Annotated in this window: 21 protein-coding genes; 18 read left to right on the top strand and 3 right to left on the bottom strand. The window is 43.5% G+C overall.

Annotated features, from left to right (window positions below; all coding sequences use genetic code 11):
• Positions 1-59 precede the first annotated feature (59 nt).
• On the top strand, positions 60-1,178 hold the full coding sequence (locus tag EO98_RS05230) for a site-2 protease family protein (protein WP_048139992.1): 1,119 nt from the start codon (positions 60-62) through the stop codon (positions 1,176-1,178).
• Between the two features lie 64 nt (positions 1,179-1,242).
• Positions 1,243-2,367, top strand: coding sequence for a TIGR04013 family B12-binding domain/radical SAM domain-containing protein (locus tag EO98_RS05225; protein WP_048139994.1), 1,125 nt, complete (start codon positions 1,243-1,245; stop codon positions 2,365-2,367).
• A gap of 732 nt (positions 2,368-3,099) precedes the next feature.
• Here the strand turns inward: EO98_RS05225 and glmM are convergent.
• The gene (glmM, locus tag EO98_RS05220; protein WP_048139996.1) at positions 3,100-4,446 is read right to left on the bottom strand and encodes a phosphoglucosamine mutase; all 1,347 of its coding nucleotides are present in this window, start codon (positions 4,444-4,446) and stop codon (positions 3,100-3,102) included.
• Between the two features lie 296 nt (positions 4,447-4,742).
• Between glmM and larE the strand changes: the two genes are divergently transcribed.
• The 11 genes from larE to EO98_RS05170 all read left to right on the top strand — a co-directional run bounded on the left by larE (position 4,743) and on the right by EO98_RS05170 (position 16,423).
• Complete coding sequence (gene larE / locus EO98_RS05215) at positions 4,743-5,576, top strand: ATP-dependent sacrificial sulfur transferase LarE (RefSeq protein WP_048140087.1); 834 nt, start codon at positions 4,743-4,745, stop codon at positions 5,574-5,576.
• Positions 5,577-5,729: 153 nt separating this feature from the next.
• Complete coding sequence (locus tag EO98_RS05210) at positions 5,730-6,191, top strand: GNAT family N-acetyltransferase (protein ID WP_048139998.1); 462 nt, start codon at positions 5,730-5,732, stop codon at positions 6,189-6,191.
• 51 nt (positions 6,192-6,242) lie between these two features.
• Entirely contained in the window at positions 6,243-6,791 is a 549-nt protein-coding gene (locus EO98_RS05205; protein ID WP_082098481.1) for a DUF531 domain-containing protein, read from the top strand.
• Between the two features lie 382 nt (positions 6,792-7,173).
• Positions 7,174-7,332 carry a hypothetical protein gene (locus tag EO98_RS18275; RefSeq protein WP_156161028.1) on the top strand — a complete coding sequence of 53 codons (159 nt, stop codon included), beginning with the start codon at positions 7,174-7,176 and terminating at the stop codon, positions 7,330-7,332.
• Positions 7,333-7,374: 42 nt separating this feature from the next.
• Positions 7,375-8,556 (top strand): cysteine desulfurase, encoded by a 1,182-nt coding sequence (locus tag EO98_RS05200; protein ID WP_048140000.1) that lies wholly within the window; start codon positions 7,375-7,377, stop codon positions 8,554-8,556.
• 261 nt (positions 8,557-8,817) lie between these two features.
• Positions 8,818-9,522, top strand: a complete 705-nt coding sequence (locus EO98_RS05195; RefSeq protein ID WP_048140002.1) for an RAD55 family ATPase — start codon at positions 8,818-8,820, stop codon at positions 9,520-9,522.
• A gap of 444 nt (positions 9,523-9,966) precedes the next feature.
• On the top strand, positions 9,967-11,643 hold the full coding sequence (locus EO98_RS05190; protein ID WP_048140005.1) for a type II/IV secretion system ATPase subunit: 1,677 nt from the start codon (positions 9,967-9,969) through the stop codon (positions 11,641-11,643).
• Positions 11,644-11,653: 10 nt separating this feature from the next.
• Positions 11,654-13,642, top strand: coding sequence for a type II secretion system F family protein (locus EO98_RS05185; protein ID WP_048140091.1), 1,989 nt, complete (start codon positions 11,654-11,656; stop codon positions 13,640-13,642).
• A 17-nt stretch (positions 13,643-13,659) separates the two neighbouring features.
• The gene (locus EO98_RS17740) at positions 13,660-14,721 is read left to right on the top strand and encodes a type IV pilin N-terminal domain-containing protein (RefSeq protein ID WP_235283574.1); all 1,062 of its coding nucleotides are present in this window, start codon (positions 13,660-13,662) and stop codon (positions 14,719-14,721) included.
• Between the two features lie 101 nt (positions 14,722-14,822).
• Entirely contained in the window at positions 14,823-15,275 is a 453-nt protein-coding gene (locus tag EO98_RS05175) for a type IV pilin N-terminal domain-containing protein (RefSeq protein ID WP_048140007.1), read from the top strand.
• Positions 15,276-15,493: 218 nt separating this feature from the next.
• A complete protein-coding gene (locus EO98_RS05170; protein WP_048140009.1) occupies positions 15,494-16,423 on the top strand; it encodes a hypothetical protein in 930 nt (309 codons plus the stop codon).
• A gap of 647 nt (positions 16,424-17,070) precedes the next feature.
• Here EO98_RS05170 and EO98_RS05165 read toward each other — a convergent pair.
• Positions 17,071-17,514 (bottom strand): type IV pilin, encoded by a 444-nt coding sequence (locus EO98_RS05165; protein WP_048140010.1) that lies wholly within the window; start codon positions 17,512-17,514, stop codon positions 17,071-17,073.
• A gap of 302 nt (positions 17,515-17,816) precedes the next feature.
• Between EO98_RS05165 and EO98_RS05160 the strand changes: the two genes are divergently transcribed.
• From EO98_RS05160 to EO98_RS05140, 5 genes are all read left to right on the top strand, one after another.
• Positions 17,817-18,296, top strand: coding sequence for a type IV pilin N-terminal domain-containing protein (locus EO98_RS05160; protein WP_048140095.1), 480 nt, complete (start codon positions 17,817-17,819; stop codon positions 18,294-18,296).
• Between the two features lie 112 nt (positions 18,297-18,408).
• Positions 18,409-19,395, top strand: coding sequence for a type IV pilin N-terminal domain-containing protein (locus EO98_RS05155; RefSeq protein ID WP_235283579.1), 987 nt, complete (start codon positions 18,409-18,411; stop codon positions 19,393-19,395).
• Positions 19,396-19,436: 41 nt separating this feature from the next.
• Entirely contained in the window at positions 19,437-20,381 is a 945-nt protein-coding gene (locus EO98_RS05150) for a hypothetical protein (RefSeq protein ID WP_048140012.1), read from the top strand.
• Between the two features lie 37 nt (positions 20,382-20,418).
• Positions 20,419-21,921, top strand: a complete 1,503-nt coding sequence (locus EO98_RS19095) for a hypothetical protein (RefSeq protein WP_235283575.1) — start codon at positions 20,419-20,421, stop codon at positions 21,919-21,921.
• Between the two features lie 112 nt (positions 21,922-22,033).
• Complete coding sequence (locus EO98_RS05140; RefSeq protein WP_048140014.1) at positions 22,034-22,777, top strand: formate dehydrogenase accessory sulfurtransferase FdhD; 744 nt, start codon at positions 22,034-22,036, stop codon at positions 22,775-22,777.
• Between the two features lie 126 nt (positions 22,778-22,903).
• Here EO98_RS05140 and hisB read toward each other — a convergent pair whose 3' ends face one another.
• The gene (hisB, locus tag EO98_RS05135; RefSeq protein WP_048135366.1) at positions 22,904-23,479 is read right to left on the bottom strand and encodes an imidazoleglycerol-phosphate dehydratase HisB; all 576 of its coding nucleotides are present in this window, start codon (positions 23,477-23,479) and stop codon (positions 22,904-22,906) included.
• Between the last annotated feature and the right edge of the window lie 126 nt (positions 23,480-23,605).

Genomic DNA, 23,605 nt, shown 5'->3' with positions numbered 1-23,605 from the left:
GAAAATTGCTTAAATGTAAACGCTAAAAAACCTCAAGCTTCAAAGACGTGAAACTAAAAATGAAACAGGGACGAGAAGACCAGAGAAAAGGCAATGGTAAGTCAGAGACTGAAGAGATGATTTCCCGCATATACCCTTCCGTAATCAGGGTATTTGATGTATATGAAATCCAGAAGTCCGGAGAGATTTTCTATTTCTTCGGCACCCCTAAAACGGATGCTGAAAATGTAATGGGAGAACTCTGGGCTCCCCTCGAACAGCGAGGACTTGTAGGTACCCTGAAGTACGAGCTTGGGGAGCACGTTCTTATTGTCGCTCCTGTAAAGAAGACAAAGGAAAAAGTCTGGGTAAACCTCGTACTTTTCATAGCAACAGTGTTTACAACTATGCTCTGTGGGGCCTGGATGTTCGGGGTTGACCTCTGGAGCGATCCCTTGCAGGTTTTCCAGGGTTTGCCCTTCACCTTTGCAATAATGGCTGTTCTCGGCTCTCATGAGATGGCTCATTATGCAATGGCAAGGTACCATGGGATGAAAACGTCCCTCCCTTACTTTATTCCGTTTCCGACTTTCATAGGCACAATGGGAGCGGTAATCCGTTACAGGGGACCTATTCCTAACCGGAAAGTTCTCTTTGATGTGGGGATTGCAGGGCCTCTGGTAGGACTCCTGGTTTCGATTGCAGTCACCATAATAGGGTTACATCTTAATGCGCCTACAGTCAAACCATTGCCCGATGCCCTGATGTTCGAGCTTGGCCTCCCGCCTCTTTTTGTAATGATCCAGAAGCTTGTCGGTGTTACAGGGAGCAACCTGCACCCCGTGGCTTTTGCAGGCTGGGTGGGGATGTTTGTAACCCTTCTAAATCTCCTTCCGGCAGGGCAGCTTGACGGAGGGCACGTGCTCAGGGCAATGCTCGGCAAAAAAGCGGATAGGGTCTCTTCGATGATGCCTCGTATCCTTTTCCTGACAGGTTTTTATGTGGTTTACGGGTTAAAGGGAGACGGGTTTATCTGGATATTCTGGGCTCTCTTTCTATGGGTTTTTGCAGCGGCCGGACATCCATCCCCTCTTCAGGATAAAGTGAAGCTGGATAAAAAGCGTATCCTTATAGGAATAATTACCTTTATCCTTGGGCTGCTTTGCTTTACCCTTATTCCTTTTAACCCCATAACCTGAAAAAACTGGAAAATCTGAAGAGAACCGACACCTGAAAAAAGCACTGAAAAAAGGAGAAAAAATAATGGACGTGCATTTCCGGTATAGCAAAAAGAACTCTTACAGCTTTGCAGTTCTTTCACCTTTACTTCCTGAAGCCGGATTTACTGACATCCCCCTGAACGGGATCATGATCTATAGTTTAACCACACGTCAGGCAGCGAAGATATTCAGTGAAGTTGAAAATGCAGGGACTGACTCAATCTTCATTGCAGGAGGGCCTCACCCTTCCGGATCCCCCGAAGAGACACTTGAGTATTTTGATTACGTGGTGATTGGCGAAGGTGAAGAAACGCTTCCGGAACTTGTAAAGGTTCTGAAGGAAGGGAGAGATCCGGGAGAGGTAAAGGGAATTGCTTACAAAAACTCAGATACCGGCAAGGTCATCAGAACTCCTGAAAGGCCTCATGTGAACCTGGATGCATATCCCTGTTTTGACCCGAAAAAACTTCGCTCCCCCATTGAAATAAGCCGCGGATGCCCCTGGGGCTGTAAGTACTGCCAAACTCCCAGGCTTTTTGGAAGGGAGGTCAGGCACAGAAGCATTGATTGCATCCTGAAGAATGCACAGCACTATAATGACCTCCGTTTCATAGCTTCAAATGCTTTCGCATACGGAAGCGATGGAGTTCACCCGAGGTTCGATAAGGTAGAAAAACTGCTCTCTGCCCTGCATGAACTTCCCGATAAGAAAATCTTTTTCGGAACTTTCCCCTCCGAGGTCCGCCCTGAGTTCGTGACCGAAGAATCTGCCGAACTTGTGAGAAAATACTGTACAAACGACAGCCTTAGCCTTGGTGCTCAGTCCGGAAGTGACCGCGTCCTTAAAGAAATAAGGAGAGGGCATACAGTTGATGACACAATTTCAGCTGTTGAATGCTGCCTGGAACATGAGATTATCCCGGCAGTTGATTTCATTTTCGGGCTTCCCACCGAAACCGAAGAAGATCAGGAAAAAAGCCTTGACCTCGTCAGCTGGATCTGCGGAAAAGGTGGGACTGTTAGGGCCCATTACCTGAGCCCACTTCCGGACACTCCGTACGCATCAGCAGTCCCCTCGAAAGTGAGCGACCATGTAAGGCGGGAGCTTGGAAAACTTGCCTATGGGGGAAAACTAACAGGTTACTGGGAAAAATACAGGAAGACCTGAAAGAAAACCTAAAAAAAGAAGGAGAAAAGGGTAAAGGAAAGCCGGCATTAATTCCGGTTCCGGCTTTTAAACCCCGATCCTGCGTTTTGATCTAACAGGCTGTTTTTGAATTTAATCGCACAAGGAGACCTTTGTTTTTGATCCTGTTACTTTACTGATTTCTTAGCTTTAATGGCTCGTATATTTTAAAGGACGTCTGTTGATCCCTTATTTAGTTCTCGTTTTGAGATATGCTTATCGATCTTGCATTGTTGTGTCATTTATCTTAGCAGGTTATTTAGAACCTTCTGATACTTTTTTACGGTTTAGGAGGCGTATGTTTTTCAGATTAGGAGGCTCTCATACTAACACATTTATGGCAGGGAGATAAATTTTGTTTTCATCCCCATATGTAAGAAATGCTTTAATGTATTTATAATTTGTTGTTACTTATGTTATATTAATACATAATAAATAATAATAGGGCAAATGTAGACCATAAAAACAAAATGTGTAGAAGTAAGTTTTCCAGAAGAGCAATTTACAGAAATGAAGTTTATACAAAAGCTAATCACAAATCACTAATTCCACTAAATGGAAAACTAAAATTCTATTAGAAACTCATAACCAGTTCATCTTTTTTGGCTCCGGCTTCAGGTCAGAGACGGTAAAATTAAGAGGGGAAGATCAAGGCTCAATTCAACTTGAGCCTCGCCTGCATTCCGAAAAGATACTGCTGGCTAAAATTACTTTTCAGGCCTTTTCTGCCTTTAAGACCATTTCCAGCCCTGCCTGCATTAACTCTTCTGCCCTCTCCTGTTTTTTTGCCTCGGCAAAGACCCGGAAAATTGGTTCGGTACCCGAAGGACGTATAAGGACCCAACCATCGTCATACCAGATCTTGACCCCATCAATGGTATCTGTTATGAGTCCCAGGTTTGAAGTTTCATTTCGGATTTTCCCCATAGTGCCCATAACATCCCTAGAAGGTGTTTTGGTCTTTGCATTGAAGTACACAGGCACGCTTTTAGTTAACTCGGAAAACTTTTTTCCCCCGGCAAGGATCTCAAGGATTTTGGCACATGCCATTGCTCCATCCCGGCAGTACTGGTGTTTAGGGAAAATAAGGCCTCCATTGCCTTCTCCTCCGAAAACGGCACCTACGTCCATCATCTTTCGGGCAACATTGATTGAACCGACCGCGGTCCAGTGAAGTTCAACCCCTTCTTCCTTTGCGACATCAGCCATGCGCTGGGAAGAACTGACCGGAGTAACTATAGGCCCTTTTTCACGCTCAAGCATATATTTCGCCATCATGGCAAGCAGAACTTCTTCATTTACGAATTCCCCGTTTTCATCCATAAAGACGATTCTGTCCGCATCCCCGTCATGCGCTGCCCCGAAGGCTGCACCTGTCTTTTTAACAAGGTCCGAAAGTTCAGTCAGGACTTCAGGCGTGGGTTCGGGATTTCTCCATGGAAAAGTCCCGTCAGGTTGAGCCCCAAGAGTAAGTACCTCACAGCCAAGGTCCCTGAGCAGGAAAGGAAGAGTAAGGGAACCTGCCCCGCAGCCCATATCCACAACTACCTTAAATTTCCGGCTACGTATGGCTTCGGCATCAACTGCCCGGATTATACTTTGTATATAATAATCATTAACTGAAGGATCAGCCCTGAAATTTCCAGTTTTTTCCCATGAAACCGTTGAAAATTTGCCTGAAAAATAAATTTTTTCAATTTCCCTTTCCCCGTCCCTCGGGAACTCTGAGCCATCTCCTGCAATGAGCTTGATCCCATTGTATTCCCTGGGGTTGTGAGATGCCGTAATAACGATCCCGGCATCAGCATAGTCGCGCACATAGTATTGAATGGAGGGAGTAGGGACAATCCCTACATCAATAACATTCAGGCCTGTTGCAAGAGCTCCGGCAATTGCTGCAGATTTCAGCATCTGGCCCGAAATCCGGGTATCGCAACCTATTGCAACCGTACCTTTTGAGCCCATGTATGTTCCAAGGCTTTTGGCTAAATTGACTGCCAGTTCAGGGGTTACATATTCATTGGCAATACCACGCACACCATTAGTTCCGAATAATTCCATCTAAGATCTCCATCTTATCATTTACTTCAAAATTATACTATTATAAGGAAATTAGGTTCTAATTAGATTTATTATTGTAACCAGAGCCCTGATAGGAAAACAAAGTTTCGGTACAGAGAAATTAAAGCATTTTTGAAGTAAAGCAAGCAGCTTTTGAAATGATGTTATTTCAAGATATATAACTCAGGAAAAAACACCGATTAAGCGCACCATATCCCTTTACTATGACTGCCGTAAGGCAACTGGCTATTGGGCTGGAAAATACATATATCTTATTAGCTGAAAACTGGTTATTAATGGACATTGCAAAGATCGAGATGATAAGAGAGACCATAAGAGCCAGAGAAAGTGCAGTCATTGCATTTTCAGGGGGAGTGGACAGTTCAACTCTTGCAGCCCTTGCATTTGAGGTACTTGGGGAAAAAGCCCTTGCCGTAACTATAGATTCTCCACTTTTTCCCAGGCAGCAGCTCGAAACAGCTGCCCAGACAGCCTGTGAAATAGGTATTCAGCATAAAATCCTCCCGTTCTCCCTTACCAGCGTGCCCTATTTTTCCGCAAATACAATTAACAGGTGCTACTTCTGTAAAAAAGCCCTTCTTGAAACCCTGGTGGAGTTCGCGGAGAAAGCCGGATATAATGTCGTGCTTGAAGGGACAAATGCTTCTGAAATAAAAGGGGAAAACCGTCCCGGGTACAGAGCAATTGAGGAAGCAGGTGAAAAGATTTTGTCCCCCTTTGTGGAGTTTAACATTACAAAAGAAGAGATCAGGGAGATTGCCACGAATCTCTCCCTTTCCGCAGCCAACCGGCCGTCCGCAGCTTGCCTTGCCACACGTATTGCTTACGGACAGCCTATTACCACCGAAGCTCTTGAGAAAATAGAAAAAGCTGAAGATTATCTATTATCTCTGGGTTTTACACAATTCAGGGTCAGGATGCATTCCAACCTTGCCAGGATAGAGGTTACTGACAAGGAGTTTGAGGACGCATTCCGCAAAAAAGAAAAAATATCCAGGCATCTTAAAGCTCTTGGTTTTGACTATGTAACCCTCGATCTTGAGGGCTTCCGTTCAGGGAGTATGGATGAACCCCACATGCGGAAAAAAGCTGAAGAAAAAGAAGAATGAAACCGAAGGAGAATGAGCTCAAAAAAATCAAAGTTGCGCTGGCGCACCCCGCAGCAAGCTAGCAGGGTATTCGACTGAAATAAAAAGAATGAATGCGGAAGAAATGTGAACTACCCCTGAGCTAAAGACGCAGGGGTTTCCTGCTGAGGGTTTATGACCGAAATTTTAATCCGAAAAGCCGAAAAAAAAGACCTGCCTGCAATCCAGAGGCTCCTATCCACTTATTTTCTGGATATGGAAGAACTTGAGCCAGAGGACTTTGTGCTGGCTGAAAAAGAAGGAAAAGTGGTCGGGTGTGCTGCCCTTATCAGGGATACGTCAAGTGAGAAGACTTTTCTGGAGCTCCACTCCATTGCCGTGCATCCAAACCTTCGGGGAAAAGGAATCGGAACCAGGCTTATGGAGTACCTGATAAATACTATTGATTTTCCGGAGCCTCCTGGAACCTCTGCCTGTGAATTATATGTACGGACGACTGCTCCGGGCTTTTTTGAAAAGCTTGGTTTTATAAAACTGCAGGACGCAGAAAAATTACTTCTCTGGGAAGACTGCAGAAAGTGCGAGCATTTTGAGAAGTGTGCACAGCACGCCATGAGGTATTTTCGAGTTTCCTGAAGAAACAGACCTGATAAAGGTTAACGAAACATTATTTTACAAAAAAGCACAATGAAGCAGCTTATGCTCACCCTTGGAATCGTCAATACCTACGACAAGATCAAAGTTCTCGATGCGCATTACCGTGCAATTGCCAGAGCCGCACCAATCTGCCATGCTTTTGGATTCCACCTTGCCCTTTATGATTTCCCGTTCAAAATGACCGCAGAAGAGCTGGTCGCATTCGTAATGGATAAAACCACTATAGGAGAATCGGGGAGTTATCTCAGGATCCTTTACGAAAAAAACCATCTTTCAGTGTCCGATCTTCCAAAGAAAGGCTTTCCGTCTCACTTTGGAGAGATAGTTATTACCACTTCAAAGCCAGACCCAAAAAAACAGGTTATGCCCGTAAGAATCGCTGAAGAAGCGTTACGCAACCATTCATTTCTATTTCTTGTGGGCCTCGGGCATAAGGGACTTCCAAAAGAACTCTTAGAGAGAGGAAAATACCATCTTGATATTACCTCTAAAGGGCTTTCCCTTGAGACGTGCACTGCAATAGGGGCTATACCTGCCCATCTTTCAGGGCTCATGGAAAACCTGGAAACAAAGAAGTAATCTTTGGGTTTAAATTCCGGAGTAGGGGGGATAAAAATCATCGCTGGAGCAGCCGCTCTGAAATTTGAATGACCTAAAAAAAAATTTAAAGCAATCTAAAAAAATTCCGGAATAGATATATATTACGAATTACAATTAATAGTATGTTGTGGGTAAGAACGACACTTGCTGCGCTGCCGTGGGGTTTAGAGCCGGAAGAACTGGAATTCTAACCTGCATTAAAAGGGCTGATATTCAGAAGCGCGGAGCTTGAATCCATTCGGGAGGAGTTTTAATTCAGGAATACTGGAAGATCTACCTTAACCTGGAAGCTTGCATCCGGAAGGAACAAAATTTTAGCCCTGAGATAAGCGCAAGCATTGAAGAGACAGGAGGAAAATTTATGAGTGAAACGAATCACGAAGACAGAAAGAGAAGTGAATATAGATACAAAAACCATAAAAACGGTTACCACACTGTAGTAAAAGGCTGTACAGATAGCCTTGACTCAGATGAATTAGACCTTTACCGCTTTATGATAGGCGGCGTGCAGGGTAAATAACCTGCATAAGCTTTTTTTAGTTCTCATTCCTAGAAAAGAAGCATGTACGATGTATATGCGGTCCGTGAAGATTTTCCTGTTTTAAAAGAAGTTGTGTACCTGGACAGCACAGCGACTACGCAGACCCCGATACCTGCAGTTGAAGCCATGGTTGAATACTTTTACAGGTATGCAGGCAACCACGGGAGAGGAGCGCACCGCCTTGCCAGGGAGACCACAAATCACTATGAAGATGCACGGGAGACTGTTGCCCGTTTTCTGAATGCAGATCCTTCAAAGACCGTGTTTACAAAAAATACAACCGAAGGGGTCAACCTTGTTGCAACCAGTTATCCCTGGGAGGCAGGAGACCACATCATTACAACCATGCTCGAGCACCATTCAAACCTCCTGCCCTGGCTGCGCCTGCAGAAGAAAGGGGTAAACGTAACAGTTGTAAGCCCGGACCGCAAAGGCATAATTGATCCTCAGATGATAGAAAATGCCCTCACTGACAGGACAAAACTCATCGCTGTAACTCAGGTCTCAAACGTTTTCGGCTCTATTCAGAATGTTAACAGGATTACGAAAATTGCCCGCAGAAACGGGGTAAAAACACTTATTGACGGCGCCCAGTCTGCAGGACATATGCCAGTGGATCTAAAAGACCTTGAATGTGACTTTTTTGCAACCGCAGGACACAAAGGGCTGCTTGGCCCGCAGGGAACTGGTGTACTTTATATAAGACAACCTGATATGCTGGAAAGCGCCTCAGTAGGAGGAGGTACGGTTTCGGACGTCAGCGGGCTTGCATACACACTTGAGCCGTCTCCGGCCTGTTTTGAAGCCGGCACTCCGAATATTCCAGGGGTTATCGGGCTTGGGAGAGCAGTAGAGTATGTGGAAAAAATAGGGGTTTCCGAGATAGAAAAGCATGAAGCGAAACTTTCCGGGGAAGCTGCAAAGAGGCTCTCGGAACTCGAGCACGTGGAGGTTTATGGGCCTGAAAACCGGGCAGGGATTGTGCCTTTTAATGTGAAAGGGCTTCATGCTCACGATGTTGCCCTGATCCTTGACCAGACAAAAAAAATTTGCGTCCGCAGTGGACACCACTGTGCAATCCCGATTACCCGCTTCCTCGAAGTTGACAGCACTGTGAGGGCCTCCTTTGCACTCTACAACACAGAAGAAGAAGTAGATATACTTGTAAATGCAGTCAACGCGCTCAAAGCCCTTGTATCCTGAAAAAGACCTGTATCCTGAAAAAAGGTTTCTTCTGAAAGGGTATCTGAAAACCGTATCCGGAAAACCGTATCCAGAAAACCGTATTCTGAAAGCCGCATCCTGAAAACTTCATCAGGCATTTAATTAGAAGATACGCTACATTCTGGCGTATGTTCCTTAATTTTAAGAGATTGTTTTTAATACAGGTACTGGAGAATATCAGTACATAATACGAAATATAAATAAGTTGCTTTAATCGAACTATTTTCAGGAGCAAGATAAATGGAACGAATAACGAGCGGAATAGAGTGCCTTGATTCACTCCTTGGAGGGGGCTATCCCAGGGGAAAAGGCATCCTTATCACAGGACCTACAGGTTCAGGAAAAACAATAATGGGTACACATTTCCTGTACAGCAACTGCTCCGCAGGAAAGAGGGGGCTTTTGATCCTTACAAGAGCACTTCTGGAAGATGTCATCCTTCAGTCAAAATCGCTGGGAATGGACCTTGAACCTTTTATTGATTCCGGGTTGCTCGTGGTAGAAGATGTATTTCAAAGCAGGATTCAGGAGACGCTCTTTTCTTCCCGCCTGGGAAAAGGGCTTGAAGTAGCAGAAAAGGACCGGGTTGGGAGGGTCAAAGATCTAGCTGAAAATGTAGACATTGTGGTCCTGGACAGCCTTGGAGCTCTTACCAGAACACGTAATTGTGTGGGTAATGAAGCCCTCAGTAAGTTTGATGCCATCTACAGCATCCTGGCAAAACATGGCTGCACATCTCTTTTTCTCATGGACGACCGCGCCCATAACCAGCATCAAGGTTTTGCAGATTATCTTGTGTTCGGAAAAATAGAACTGAAAATAAAAGAAGAAACTGCAAACGGAAAACTATCACATATGCTTTCAGTGACAAAAATGAGGGGTACGGATCTCTCCGGCGAAAAGCTCTTCTTTGGGCTTACTCTTTCAGGGATAAGAGGTAAATAAGTTTTTGAGAACTATTTAAAGAGCTAAAAACCTTTTCTCAAAAAATCTTTTTCTTGAATTTATAACCTTTGTAAAGAGTTGTGGCAGTTCAGGAGTTTATATCAGATTTTATAGATCAGATTTTACAGATCAGATTTCACAGCCCTGCAAGATCTAATTTTAGAATTATTTTCGGACTCTGATAGTATAGGATTTTAACCTTCTCCCAACTTTCCCCTATTTTAAAGTAACCCAATACATTGGTAAAAAAGTTTAGTATATACATACCAAATAAATTTATCAGAAGATTACTAAAAGATCTAAAAAATTGGTTAAAATTGGAAAATAGAGATATATATAGAGAAAGTAAAAGATGAAAATTTAGAAAGAGATAGAGGCATGATAGGAAGATTTTATAAGATGTTGAGTCATACATAGCATAAGGAGAAATCTGAAGGCGAGAGTATGGATGAAGCAATAGAAATCTCGGAAAAGAAAAGTTTTATTTCGGGGTTGTTCGGGAAAACAGGCGATAGTAACTCCATCTCAGAGATATTAAAAAGGGCTAAAAGTCATTTTGATAAGCCTTTGAGAAGCATGCCGACGTACGACCAGGAAAAAGACGGACCTCTTGTAGTGTTTGAAGTGCCTGAAGGATTTAAGGAAATAGAAAGGTACTGGCTTCAAGAACCTTATGCTCTGGTATCGATTCTGGAAGACCGCAAAACAAGATACTACAGGCTGGTTGAACCTGCCCTCACAAAGTTTGAAAAAGATCTGCTCGAAAGACTTTATGAGGATTTTCAGGATATTCTGGTTTTGAACCCTACAACCTCTAAAATAGAAAAAGACGCACTCCTTGTGGACAAAACCCTTTTCCTTCTTGAACGTTATAAAGCTGAAATTTCAGCCTCAACCATTCACAGGATAATGTATTACCTCAGAAGAAACCTGCTTGGTTATGAAAAAATAAATCCTTTTCTTTATGATCCTTATATAGAAGACATATCATGTGACGGTGTAGGAGTTCCGCTCTATATTTATCATACAAGATATCTCAATATTGAAAGTAATATTTCTTTTGAAGAGGAAGAACTTGACTCCCTTGTAATCAAGATGTGCCAGCTGAATAACAAGCACATCTCTGTCAGCCAGCCAATCGTTGATGCAACAATCCATGATGGATCAAGACTTCAGGCTATGTTAGGGAGAGAAATCACTCCCCGCGGCAGTTCGTTTACCATCCGTAAGTTCAGAAAAGATCCGATAACGCCTATCGACCTGCTCGGCTTTAAGACGTGCGATATGGAAATGCTGGTATACCTCTGGCTGGTCATTGAAAACGGCTACAATATGCTTTTTGCAGGAGGGACGGCTTCAGGAAAAACCTCAATGCTTAACGCCACGTCCCTTTTCATGCCTTCCACAGCCAAGATAGTCTCTATAGAGGATACAAGGGAACTCTTACTCTACCACAACAACTGGGTCTCGGGTATTTCAAGGGAAAGCTTTGCCGCAGATGCTACGGGAGAAGTTTCCATGTACGACCTTTTAAGGGCTTCCCTGAGACAGCGTCCGGATTTCATCATTGTGGGTGAAGTAAGAGGCAGTGAAGCTCTTACTCTGTTCCAGGCAATGTCAACAGGGCATGCAACAAGCTCGACAATGCACGCAGGAGATGTGCAGACTGTTATAAACAGGCTTACCCACGAACCCATAAATGTGCCTCAGATTATGCTGCAGTCACTTGATGTGCTCTGTATCCAGGAACAGGTGTACATAGAAGAGAAAAGGGTAAGGAGAACAAGGAGCCTTGTCGAAGTCCTTAACGTTGACACTGAGACAGGAGACCTTGGCATAAACGAGCTTTTCAACTGGGAACCTTCTGAAGACTGCTTCCTGAAAGTTGGGGACTCCTATCTCATGCAGGACATCATGCACGTAAGAGGATGGGATACAAGCCAGTTGAGAAACGAGATCGAGAGTCGGAGAAAGATCCTTACCTACCTGTATGAGAAAAATATGAGGAGTTACATCCAGGTATCCCTTGTAGTGCAGGCATATCAGAGTTATCCGAAAATGGTCATGGAAGGTATAGAAAACGACACCCTGCAATGTATGATACAGGATATGGTTGCTTAAGAGGGGGAACATGACTTACACTTCTGTGGACGAACTGGCATACAGAACTTTTGGGAACTTCTTTTACAAAAATAAGGAAAGCTTCCGGGAGCTCAAAGCAAAGATACGCCAATCTCATATTCCAATATCAGTGGACCAGTACCTGGCATCCGCCTTCATGTATTCGATATTTGCAGGCATAATCGGAGGAATCTTCGGGTTATGGCTCGGGCTGAAAACCTTTGGGGACCCTATTTCTCGACTCAGCCTTTTTGTGGATTCTACAAGGGCAGGATTTGCAGAAGAGTACATTTATTTACTTGCGATTTTAGTCGCTATTTTGGTATTTATTATAAGTTGTCTTACAGTCTTTGGTGTGGCATACATATATCCTTATTTTCAGGCAGATATCCGGAACGCCTGTATAGATAAGTCCATGCTGCCGGCGGTAACTTACATGTACGCCCTGACAAGGGGCGGAATGTCAATCTATGATGTTTTCAGGTCTCTGAGTAAGTATACCCATATATTTGGCACAAGCGCGGAAGAAATCTCCTACATTGTGCGGGATATGGACTACCTGGGAAAGGATTTTATAAGTGCCCTTAAGGAAGCAAAGGAACGCACCCCTTCGGACCGTTTCAAGGATTTTATTGACGGCTTGATCCTTGTTTCAAGCAGCGGGATCATAACCGAATACATAAGAAATAAGTCCGAGCAGTACCAGGATATGGCGGAACTGGCAAACCGTAACCTGTTAAAGAGGCTGGATGTCCTTGCAGAAGTCTATGTGACCGTGCTTGTCGCAGGCCCATTATTCATAATGACAACCCTTGTAGTGCTGCAGTTTTTCCGGCCGGCTTCAGCTCAGATCCTTTACATGCTTATTTACGTGATAATACCTCTTTCAAGTCTGCTTTTTGTGGTGCTCCTTGATACCGTGGGAGAACTCTCCATGAGCCCGGAAAAGTCCGGCACATCCGGATTTTCCATGAACATATCCGATATTCCAGAGATAGACTCCGGGCTCAGCGTCGAAGAAGAGAAAGAAAGGAACAAAAAATTCCAGTTATACAGACAACTTTACAATATCAGAGACCTGGTGTTCAACCCTTACAGGACTATCCGGGAAGAACCCAGATACACATTTTTCTTTGGAGTTCCTTTTGGACTTTACTATCTTGCCCATCTGCCGGAGACAATAAAGGACAAACTAAGTTTTAACTTCCACTTTAATCCGAATTTTTCCCATATCAGCGACACCAGCATCCAGCTAATTACCGGAATTGATGATTACATTATTATCTTTATTGTCATTGCCCTGATTCCCTTTATCATCTTTTATGAGATAAGGGCCTGGAGGATGCGTAAGATTGACGAGAGAATGCCTGATTTACTGAGGAACCTTTCAAGCATGAACGAATCGGGAATCTTGCTCTCAAATTCCTTAAAAATAATGGCAGAATCCAAGATGGGCATCCTTAGCAAGGAGCTTAAAAAATTGAAGGAAGACCTCGCCTGGGGAACTTCTACATCAAGAGCCCTCATGAAGCTGGAAAACAGCATCAGGACCGCTACATCTACCAGGGTTCTCCATACTCTTATAAAAGCAAACGAATCTACAAGCGACCTTAAAAGTGTGCTCTCCATTACCGCAGAACAGGTAAAAGGTGATGAGAGGCTGAAAAAAGAGCGCTCTTCGGAAATGGTGGTCTACGTCGTCACCATCTACGTAGCCTTTTTCGTCTTCCTTTTCATCGTTTACGTCCTGGCTGTATACTTCTTCCCGGAAAGTGCATCATTCAAAAGTTCATCTCAGGGAGTGGGATACGGAGGAATAGGAAACGGCTACTTCAACATAGAGGAGTACACGATGCTCATGTACCACTCAGCTCTTGTCCAGGCTTTTGCTTCCGGGCTTATTGCCGGAAAAATGGGGCAGGGTTCAGTATACATGGGCCTGAAGTACAGTGTCAGTATGATGATAATTACCTACGCGGTCTTTACATTCATGGTATAAAGGGAAGGGGGATTTCTGTGCTTAACCTAACTGAAAAAAAGATGACATCTGACGAGCAGGCGGTTTCGGAAGTAATGGGGGGGGTCCTTCTCGTAGGCATAGTAGTGATCATGCTCAGCGTATTGGGTGTTTCTGTTTTTGCACAGGATGGGCCTGACGATGTCCCCCATACGAATGTACAGGAAATTATGGACATTTCCACTGACACGATCTACCTGAAACACAGTGGAGGAGAACCCATAAGCACTAAGGATGCCGAGATAATAGTAAATATTAACGGCAGGAAGTATGAATACAACTCCTCACAAATTTACGAAAACCTGGGAAACAACAGCGTCTGGAAAATTGGGGACACTATCGAAATCAATACGATGAGCACATGGACAGTTAACCTACAAAATAACGACCGGGTAGAGTTATTTCTGGTCGATACCCCATCAAATGAGTTGATCCAGAAAAGCAGGCTTACGACAAGGTTTCAAAAAGAGCCAAAATTCGCAATGACACTCACCCCGATGGGAGAAATAACGGATACATCCTCATCAGCAAAAGACGAATCAAAGAAAGGGTATGGCAAAAAATGGCAGAGTCGTATTCCAGATGGCGAGAGTAACCCAAATAAAGAGATACAAAAAGACAAAGAAAACAGAAATTGCACAACTTATTATCCTCCTATGGAGGGAGAGATAAACACCAGCATATATCAAGAATTTGATTTCGGGATCAAGCCCACTGCCTATGGGATAAGGCCAGGGGACACTTTCGTAAACGTGACCCTTATTATCGTTTACTATACACATGACGCCTCCTATTCAAATTTTAAACTCAAATTCTATGACACCGACGAGCATGGACATGGGGAATGGGTATACTACAAAGAAGATCTTCCAGAACACAATTCTATCTTTGAGCCCGAGCTTATCAACCTGACAGATTATATCTACACCCCAACCGACCTGGCTAATTTCAAGGTACGGATTGAAGCCGTAAGAGATGATAACCAGGCAAATTCGGAGAAAGAAATAATGATCGATTACATGGGGTTATGGGTAGAAGAAGATAACAAAGAAAGTGAGTAAGATTCTTGACAGAATTTCGAGACCGGATTTAAACGGGGCTTTGAAAAAAGAGACTTATTACGATTTAAAAAAATTAAAAAATATGGGATGGTGGAATCGGCTTGTCAGATGTAAAAAAACTCTTTGAAAACTCCAGTGCTGTTTCGGATGTTCTGGGGGAGGTGCTGATGACGACAATAGCAGTTATCCTTCTCAGTTCAATTGCCGTGTCCATTTTTTCATACGACGGCCCGGCTGACGTCCCCCACACTCAGGTTAAAGAATGGATGGATGCACAGGCCGATACAATCTACCTGGAACACAACGGAGGAGAGTTTATCGATACTGAATCTCTTGAAATAGCGGTAAACATCAATGGGAGTCGGCACACTTACAACTCGTCCCAGATATATGCGAATCTGGGAAACCGGAGCATATGGGAGCTGGGAGACGAAATAGAGATTAACACATCGGGAGAATGGGGAGTCGACATCAAAGAAGGAGATGAAATAAATGTGTACCTTATCGATACTCCTTCAAAAGAAGTTATCCAGAACTTGCAGCTATCGCCCTGAGAAAAACTCAGAAAAATGGTATGAAGAGAGCCTTTCGAAGCATGATTCAATCAAGGCTTATTAAACCGACATATCTGCATGTATAAATAACACCACAGACCGGGCAATTTTCAAGGTAAAACTGGTGACTACAGGAACTGAAAATTCCGGAAATGACCTTAACGTAGACTACATGGCGTTGTATGTAAATTAAAAAATAAACTGGAGAAGGGGAAAGAATGAAAACGAGGGGTTTTGAAGCATTTAAAAAGTCCGAATCAGGAATTGCAGCCGCTGTTGCCGCAGCCCTGCTGCTCGGGATTATAGTTGCCGCTATGACAACAATCCAGCTCCACTATGTGCCCGTCTGGAAAGAGGACGCAGAATACGCCCACATGTCCGACGTCTGGCAGGATATGACCAGGTTCAAGTCTAACGTTGACATTCTGGCAGCAGGGCTCGAGATGAACCCTAATGCCAGGATCGTGCTGAACAACCCTGTCCAGCTGGGAGGGGCTGATGTGCCGTTTATAGGAGGCATGAAAACAGGCGGGACCCTTGCCGTAAACAACGACGTGTCAGGCATGTGGATAGTCGTGACTGATGATCAGGTGGGATACAACAGCAATAATACTCTATCTTATACCGGCTCGGTCTCATACCATCCGACTAACATCCATTACGTGGACGAAACTTACTGCTACGAAAATGGAGCCCTGATCGTCGCCAGAGACAACAGGTCCATGATGAAACTTTCTCCGGGAATTGTGCTCGAAAATGGAACCGGCATCTCCTCCGTAAATCTTTCAGTACGGGCTGTGACCCTCGAAGGAAAACGCGGTGTAATGGCCAGTAACACCATAGAGGACATAAGGCTGACTTCCGAAGACTTCGTAAACCTCCATGACTCTGACGACTTATTTACTAATGGAAACGAAACTTTAAAAGCTAACGTCACCTCCGTGAACCTTACAATCTACACAGAAAACACAGAAGCCTGGGAAAAGTATTTTGAAGATTTAGCCAAAGAGAATACCCTCCAGAAAGGCACGGACTACGACCTCAGCACCGACCCCCACATGGTCACCTTTTCACTCCCCCCGAAAAATAATAGAACTATCAATTTTAAAGCCTATAATGCCATGATAAAAATCGAATCCGGGATTTAATAAGTTGAGAACATACTTAAAAATTTTCAGTTAAAAAAAGAAAATTATTATTTATATTTTTAGAATGTTTTTTGTAAACGTTATATATTGAAGATCCAATATTATGTATCATTCGCTAGAAGTTACTGAAAGAAGGAGTATTTTTGGATTAATATATAATATAAGTAAACATGTGAAAAATTGATAGATAGACTAACGAGGCTTTACTTAGGAGTATAAAAAGAACACTCACTTATTAACAAAATATATGCGCGATTTTAATTTTATTTGGATTTGAGTATTTTAACCCGCCATTTGTTCTCTACAAAAGAAGTTTAGAATACTGTTGCACCAAAGAAAGTGCCCCTGTGCTCAGGAAAGTGATTTTAAAACGGGCAGCTACACAGGATTAAACATTTTATTATCACAATCAAAGATCTGAGATCCCACGAAGAACCAAAAATAATCTTCATACATTCTGCGGCAGTCTGTAATTCTGAAAACAAAGGCTTTCAGCCATCACAATATGATGTTTCACAATATTTTCCCAGAGGCCGTCAATCAGACCTTCAAAAATCTGATGAGGCACAAAAGGAAGCTTAATCCAGAAAAAATAACAAAAGAAAAGAGAAAGGATAGCACCTGAAGAAGGTGCTTTCCATTTGAGTTTAGAACCTTACAGTCTTGTCGCAGATCAGCTGCTTGGTCTGTACATCGATGATCTTGACGTTGAGACTTTCACCCGACTTCACAGAAGTGTTCGTATTGAGATTCATCACATGTATGTCACCGACATCAAAAGTACCAATGGCGGTAGCATTCAAGTCAATAGAGTTCCCTCCATTAACAGACACCATGACCTTTGTTGTAGAGTTACCACTCTCGAAATGAATTGGATCGCCACCAAGGTGTTCGAATTTTATCCACCCATTGCTTGTGGCGTTTATTGCCTTAATATCTATGTTCGCCTGTGGTGCTGATTTGGCAGGTCCCTGGCCAAAGACAGATGAGCCGATTGCGGCGGCGAGGATGACGGTGATTGCAACCATCAGCACGACACCGATTACCGGGGACACTGCCCTATCGTTCCTAAATATTTTTTTGAGATCCATATGTTACTCCCTCCTGAATTAAAGACATCCAGACAGGACAGCCTGTCTGAATTTTAACACTTTAATACACATATTTACAATTAATACTTTTTATAACTGCACTCAAAGATATTCTTCATTCGTATATAAATTTTTTTCCGAGACTGTCATATATTATTCAGTAACTATGTTACTTGTTTTTTATAAATGTTTCCTGAAGAGCTCAACGGGCAAAAATAATTATTTTAAGACAGTCAGATTAATATTCAATCAACAACATTATAGGAAGTTAGGCAAGAAATTTATAGAAGGTGATTTTTATCGTGGAGGGTAAAAAATACAGGGCACTTGGTCAGGACTGCCGGGCAGTTTCAGAGGTAATAGGGCAGGTGCTCATGGTAGCTGTAGTTGTGCTGGCTTTTTCTTCAATAGCTCTTACAGTGTTTTCAGATGATGGGGCAATGAATCCCCCGCATGTTCCTCGTACTGATTTGCAGGAGAGGATCAATACAAGTGCAGATACGGTGCAGATCTTTCACAGCGGAGGGGAAGCCATTGATCTTGAAGACATCAAGGTCATAATCAGCGTCAATGGAACGCAGGCTGAGTTCAATATGTCTGACCCCATTGTCGAAGTCTTTGACCACAAAGGCAACAGGCTGTCTTCTAAAGATGTTTTTACGCTCGGGGATTACATCGAAATCAATACCAGCAGTAAAATAGATCTCAAAAGTGGGGATGACATCGATCTCTACTTCGTGCACACGGAGTCCAGACAGGTGATTAAGAAGGCAATACTCTGAAGAAAGTTAGGGGATTGTTAAAAATTTCTTGCTATTTTTAAGAGGTCATTTAAGAGACAAGTTAATATCCAATAAATAACAATGCAGGAGACAGTGTATAATTTTGAAGAGGGTGACTTTTATCGCGGGGGGGAATAAAAAGTGCAGGGCACTTGGTCAGGACTGCCGGGCAGTCTCAGAGGTAATGGGAGCGGTGTTAATGATAGCTATTGTTGTGCTAGCTTTTTCTGCAGTCGCTCTTACAGTGTTTTCGGATGAGGGATCAATGGACCCCCCGCATACTCCACATACCAACCTACAGGAAAGCATCGACAGATCAAAAGACACCATACAGATCTTCCACAGTGGGGGCGAGCCAATTGATCTTGAAGACATCAAGATAATACTCAACGTTGACGGACAGCATGTAGAATTCAATATGTCTGAATTCCAAGTCCTTGACCCCGAAGGCAAAAACTCCTCTGATACCGTCTTATCTCTCAGGGATTGCATTGTAATCGACACCAGCAGTAAGGTTGAGATTACAGATGCAGATGCCATCGACCTCTACTTCGTGCACACGGCATCCGGCCAGGCGATTCAGAAGACAATACTCTGGAGAGATTTCGGGGATCTCCCCGATTGGATAACCCCTTATCCTTATGGAAGTGTATATGATAGTTACACGGGGAAATGGCTGGATCAGGAATTAGTTGATAAAACCGGTGATGGACAGTTTACAGTGAACGACTTTCCACAAAAGCAATATATATATGAAAATTTTACATTTGGAAGTTTAGATGATCTATACATTCCAGAAAACACATTATTTTCCAAAGTTCTCCTGAAAATTGTCTATAGAATACATGACCAGAGTGCGAAACTGGAAATGGAAATTAATAATGGATCTCCAGCGGTCACTTTTAATCTCACTAAAAAGGGCGACGTATCTCTCGATTACGGCGAATTTGTAGAAAAAGAATTCGACATAACTCCATACGTGAAAAACGCCACGGATCTAGAAAATCTCGTAGTAAAGATATCAACTACACCGAATGCGGCTAATCAAGCTGATAAAGAGGGCTGGATTGATTTCATAGGTATCCACCTAGAGTATTAATTCATGAAGAAGGGCATCCGAATCAGGGGGTTTGAAGTCATATGAAAGAAAAAAATTCAAAAAATTCACAGGTAAGCAATCCCGTTTTTCTCCGTTCGGAATCTGCATCATCAACCGTTGTGGGGGCAGTGTTGCTACTGGCAATCATAGTTAGCGTATTCTCGGTAGTCAGGATTGGATACATCCCGGAATGGAAGAACGATGCAGAGTATTCCCATATGAACGATGTCTGGGAGGACATGGCAGATCTCAAATCAAAAATTGACTTAATGACCATAGTCCTGGCATCAGACCCAGATTCCTCGAACACTATTACTATGAACGTACCTTTCCATATGGGAGGGGGAGATGTCCCGCTTATCGGGACTATAAAGTCCAGCGGGACTCTTTCGGTAGTAAACAAGGAAGAATGCAAAATGAAGGTAACTGCAGTATCCGAATCGGGGAATTGGAGCAATACAACCCAATACGGTACTGTAAGCTACTCTTCACAAAACAGGTATTATGTAGACCAGGACTTTACTTACGAAGGAGGAGCTCTGATCCTTTCCCAGGGGGAAAGGTCTTCGATGATGCTTTACCCTTCGATTCGCTTCTCCAGAGCGCCGGCAAATGGATATAATGTGTCGATACACTTTGTGGAGATCGCTAAAAGTATAAATTCACCAGCCGACGTCATATCCTCGAATACAGGATGCTTTCTGCGCCTCACTGGCAAAAAGTTTAAGCCCCTCTATGACAGCGATAAGGACAGTTTAGGCAACATAAGCTCCTTCACTTTGACGATTAATACTGACCACCCTGATGCCTGGGAGCTGTATCTCAATGAAACAATAATAGATGCAAGGATAAAAAACTATGACCTTAAACGACCAACAAATAACAGCGTGAGTTTAACCTTCCCTTCCGAGTCAGGTGGAAAGAACCTGAACAGGCTCTATGTGAGTAAGACAATCGTAAATGTAGAACCGGGAATAGGAATCTAAGCTGATATTGAACCAGGAAACAAGGGGAAAGGAAGAAATGTCTCGGAAAAGCCTATTGAAATCCGAATCCGCAGCTGCAATTGCTATTGCAGCTGTGCTGCTTTTGGGGCTTGCATTCACTATAATCTCTGTGGTCAAACTAAGCCATGTCCCGGAATGGAAAATTGATGCGGAAAGAGACTATAGTTATGATGCATGGAGCAATATGGAGGACGTGAAAACCAGGGCAGACATATTCACCCGGTTCATGAGTTCGGACATCAATTATCCATATGGTCTTTCCGCAACTGTTCCTTTCAGCATGGGAGGGGGAGATGTCCCGGTATTCGAACCCTCTAAATCTAACGGTAAGCTTGCAGTAAACACCGAAGAGTGTACAATGAATATAACTCTTGCCAAGCATCCTGATGACCCCCACACAGTTGACTGTGGGGGCGTTACCTATTATTCAGAAAACAGGCAATACCCAGATCAGGTTTTCAGATATGAGAACGGGGCCCTTATTCTCGCTCAGGGAGAGAATTCTCAGATGAAAAGAAAACCTTCCTTCGAGATACAGAAAAATGAAACGAACGATAATTATACAGTTACCATTAATGCCATAAACCTTACAGGAGAACCTGAATCAATATCATCCAGCACCCCCACTGCCCTGCGCCTTACCGGATACTCAATAGACACTGTCCTCAACAGTGACGTGTACACCGTAGCTGACGGACCCATAGACTCTTTCAACCTGACCATTTGTACCCACTATACGGATGCCTGGGCCACTTACCTTAACAATACGGCAAAAAAAGAACTTGAATATGGCATTGATTACACCATAAACTCCACGGATGACTACGTGTGCCTTTCTTTCTTCCCCACAGGCAATAATTACAGCATCTACGTCAATAAAACTGTACTCTGTGCGGAACTTGGAGCTGGAGGCAGTCTGGACATTGGAGAGGCTGACGATTCTGAATCCGATGAAGATGAGGATGAATCAGGGAGTGAACGGATTCATGGAAGACGAATAATATTAAACAAAAATGAGAAGGGGGGAGTTATTTCCTCGGGAACTTACATTCAATTTAAAAATAATGGAAATAGTGGAAATAATAACTATTACTGGATTAAAATTGATGATTCGGAAACGAAACTTAAAAAGAATGACATTGTAAAGCTTGTAATAGATGGAGACCAGACGTCCGGAACTGCAGATATGAGCGCTAACCAGATCACAAACTTCAGATTTAATGTTAAAATGTATATTAATGAGAAATTAGAGGATGAAGGGAAAGTCACAGGAATATGGGTAAAAGATTATTCAGGCTATGAATCAACTTTAACTTACAAACTTCCATCATACTTATCCGGCACTCAATTACAGGTTGACGGAAATACCCTGATTAGCTGGTGGCCATATAACGACTCAGCAGTAAACCTTTACAATATAGGACCATCGCCTACCAATAATAACTTCCTAACAATGACATTCGATACTGATGAAACGTACTTTGACTGCAGTGGAGATTATGAAATAATAAGCAATTAAGAGAAAAAGAAGAAATTGCAGGGGCATTCTAAAGGGTAAACAGGCAATAAACAATGGATTCCTATCAATGAAATAATAAGTCTGGAAAACGTATCGGAATATTAGAAAGAAAATGCCTGAGAGATACACCACTCCTTACCCTGCCAGAAGAATCCATTCCGACGGCAGGGCCGAAGACACTAAAGTATTGCTTGCAAGGGAAGTCCCTGTTAAACTTTTTCTGGACGGGAAACCATTTACGACCCTTTTTTCCTCTCCTTTTGAGCTAAAAGAACTCGCAGTCGGACACCTGATAACAGAGGGGGCTATCAGTTACGGAGAGATTGCGGGAATTGGGATGGAAGGTAATGAGGTCCATATCCTGACTCAAAAGGAAAGCCGAACCCCGCGAGACAAAGCAGCCAGGGCACAGATTTTCGTAGATTCGGATGCTGTTTTTGATCCAGAAGCCCTTTTTGCTGGTACGGATCATCTCGAATCTGAGACATACAAGCTAACCAGAGGAACTCATCTTGCAGCCCTTATAGACAGAAAAGGAAAGCTTGCAGCGCAGATTGTCGATATCGGAAGACACAACGCCGCGGACAAGGTGGTAGGAACCGCATTCCTGAAAGGGCTTGACCTGTCACAGCTCTATATGCTCTCCACAGGCAGGCAGCCTGCCTACATGATTACAAAAGCAGCACGTGCAGGAATCCCCCTTGTCGCCACCAAAGCCATGCCCTTTGACTCCGGAGTCGAGGCTGCAAAAACAGCGAACATTTGCCTTGTTGGCCAGCTAAGGCCGGAATCAATGCTGGTATTTGCAAATGAGTGGCGGGTCAAAACGAACAAATCAAAAAGTGAAACGAGTTAAACGTTAAGAAAATTGCCGCCAAACTAAGCCAAGTTAGTCCTCTTGAGCGAGCGAAGCGAGTGAAAAGGACTGCGTACTCCCGAGGCGCAATTCGGGTGGCGCAACTCAGGTAGCGCAATTCGGGTGTTAGAGAGTTCCTTTCGTGCTTTTTACCTCGTTGCCTTCGATTTTTACAGCCCGTTTCATGGCATAGGCAAAAGCCTTGAAGAGAGCCTCGATCTTGTGGTGGTCGTTATCTCCGTAGACACTGGCGTGTATGGTAATTTTCGCATTTGAGGCGAGCGTCTCGAAGAAGTGCCGCACCAGCTGGGTACTGAACTGCCCTACCTGCGGGGCAACAAAATCGGCTTTCAGGACAAGATAGCTGCGCCCACCGACATCCAGGGCAACTTCGGCAAGAGCTTCATCCATTGGGATTCTGGCTTCCCCGAAACGGGCTATTCCTGCCATATCCCCGAGAGCTTCGGCAAGAGCCTTTCCAAGGACTATTCCCGTATCCTCAATGAGGTGATGCTCATCCACATAAAGGTCGCCTTCGGCACGCACTTTAAGGTCAAACTCGGCATGCCTTGCAAAAGAAGTAAGCATATGATCAAAAAATCCAATCCCTGTACTGACATCTGCAATGCCATTACCATCAAGGTTAAGCTCAAGCTGGATATCGGTTTCCTTTGTCTTACGGGAGATTCTGCCGGTTCTCATACACCATCACATTCTCTTTTAAAATAATTAAATACTTTGTATCTAACTGCTTACCTGTTCCTTGCTTACCTGTCCCTGATTATTCGGTTTGCTCCGGAAAAAAGAAGGAAATGGGCTGATGAATAA

The organism is Methanosarcina sp. 2.H.T.1A.6 (genome assembly GCF_000979455.1).
Lineage (GTDB): Archaea > Halobacteriota > Methanosarcinia > Methanosarcinales > Methanosarcinaceae > Methanosarcina.
The sequence above is the reverse complement of the archived record's forward strand: the minus strand, read 5'-3'. Positions and strand labels throughout refer to the sequence as shown.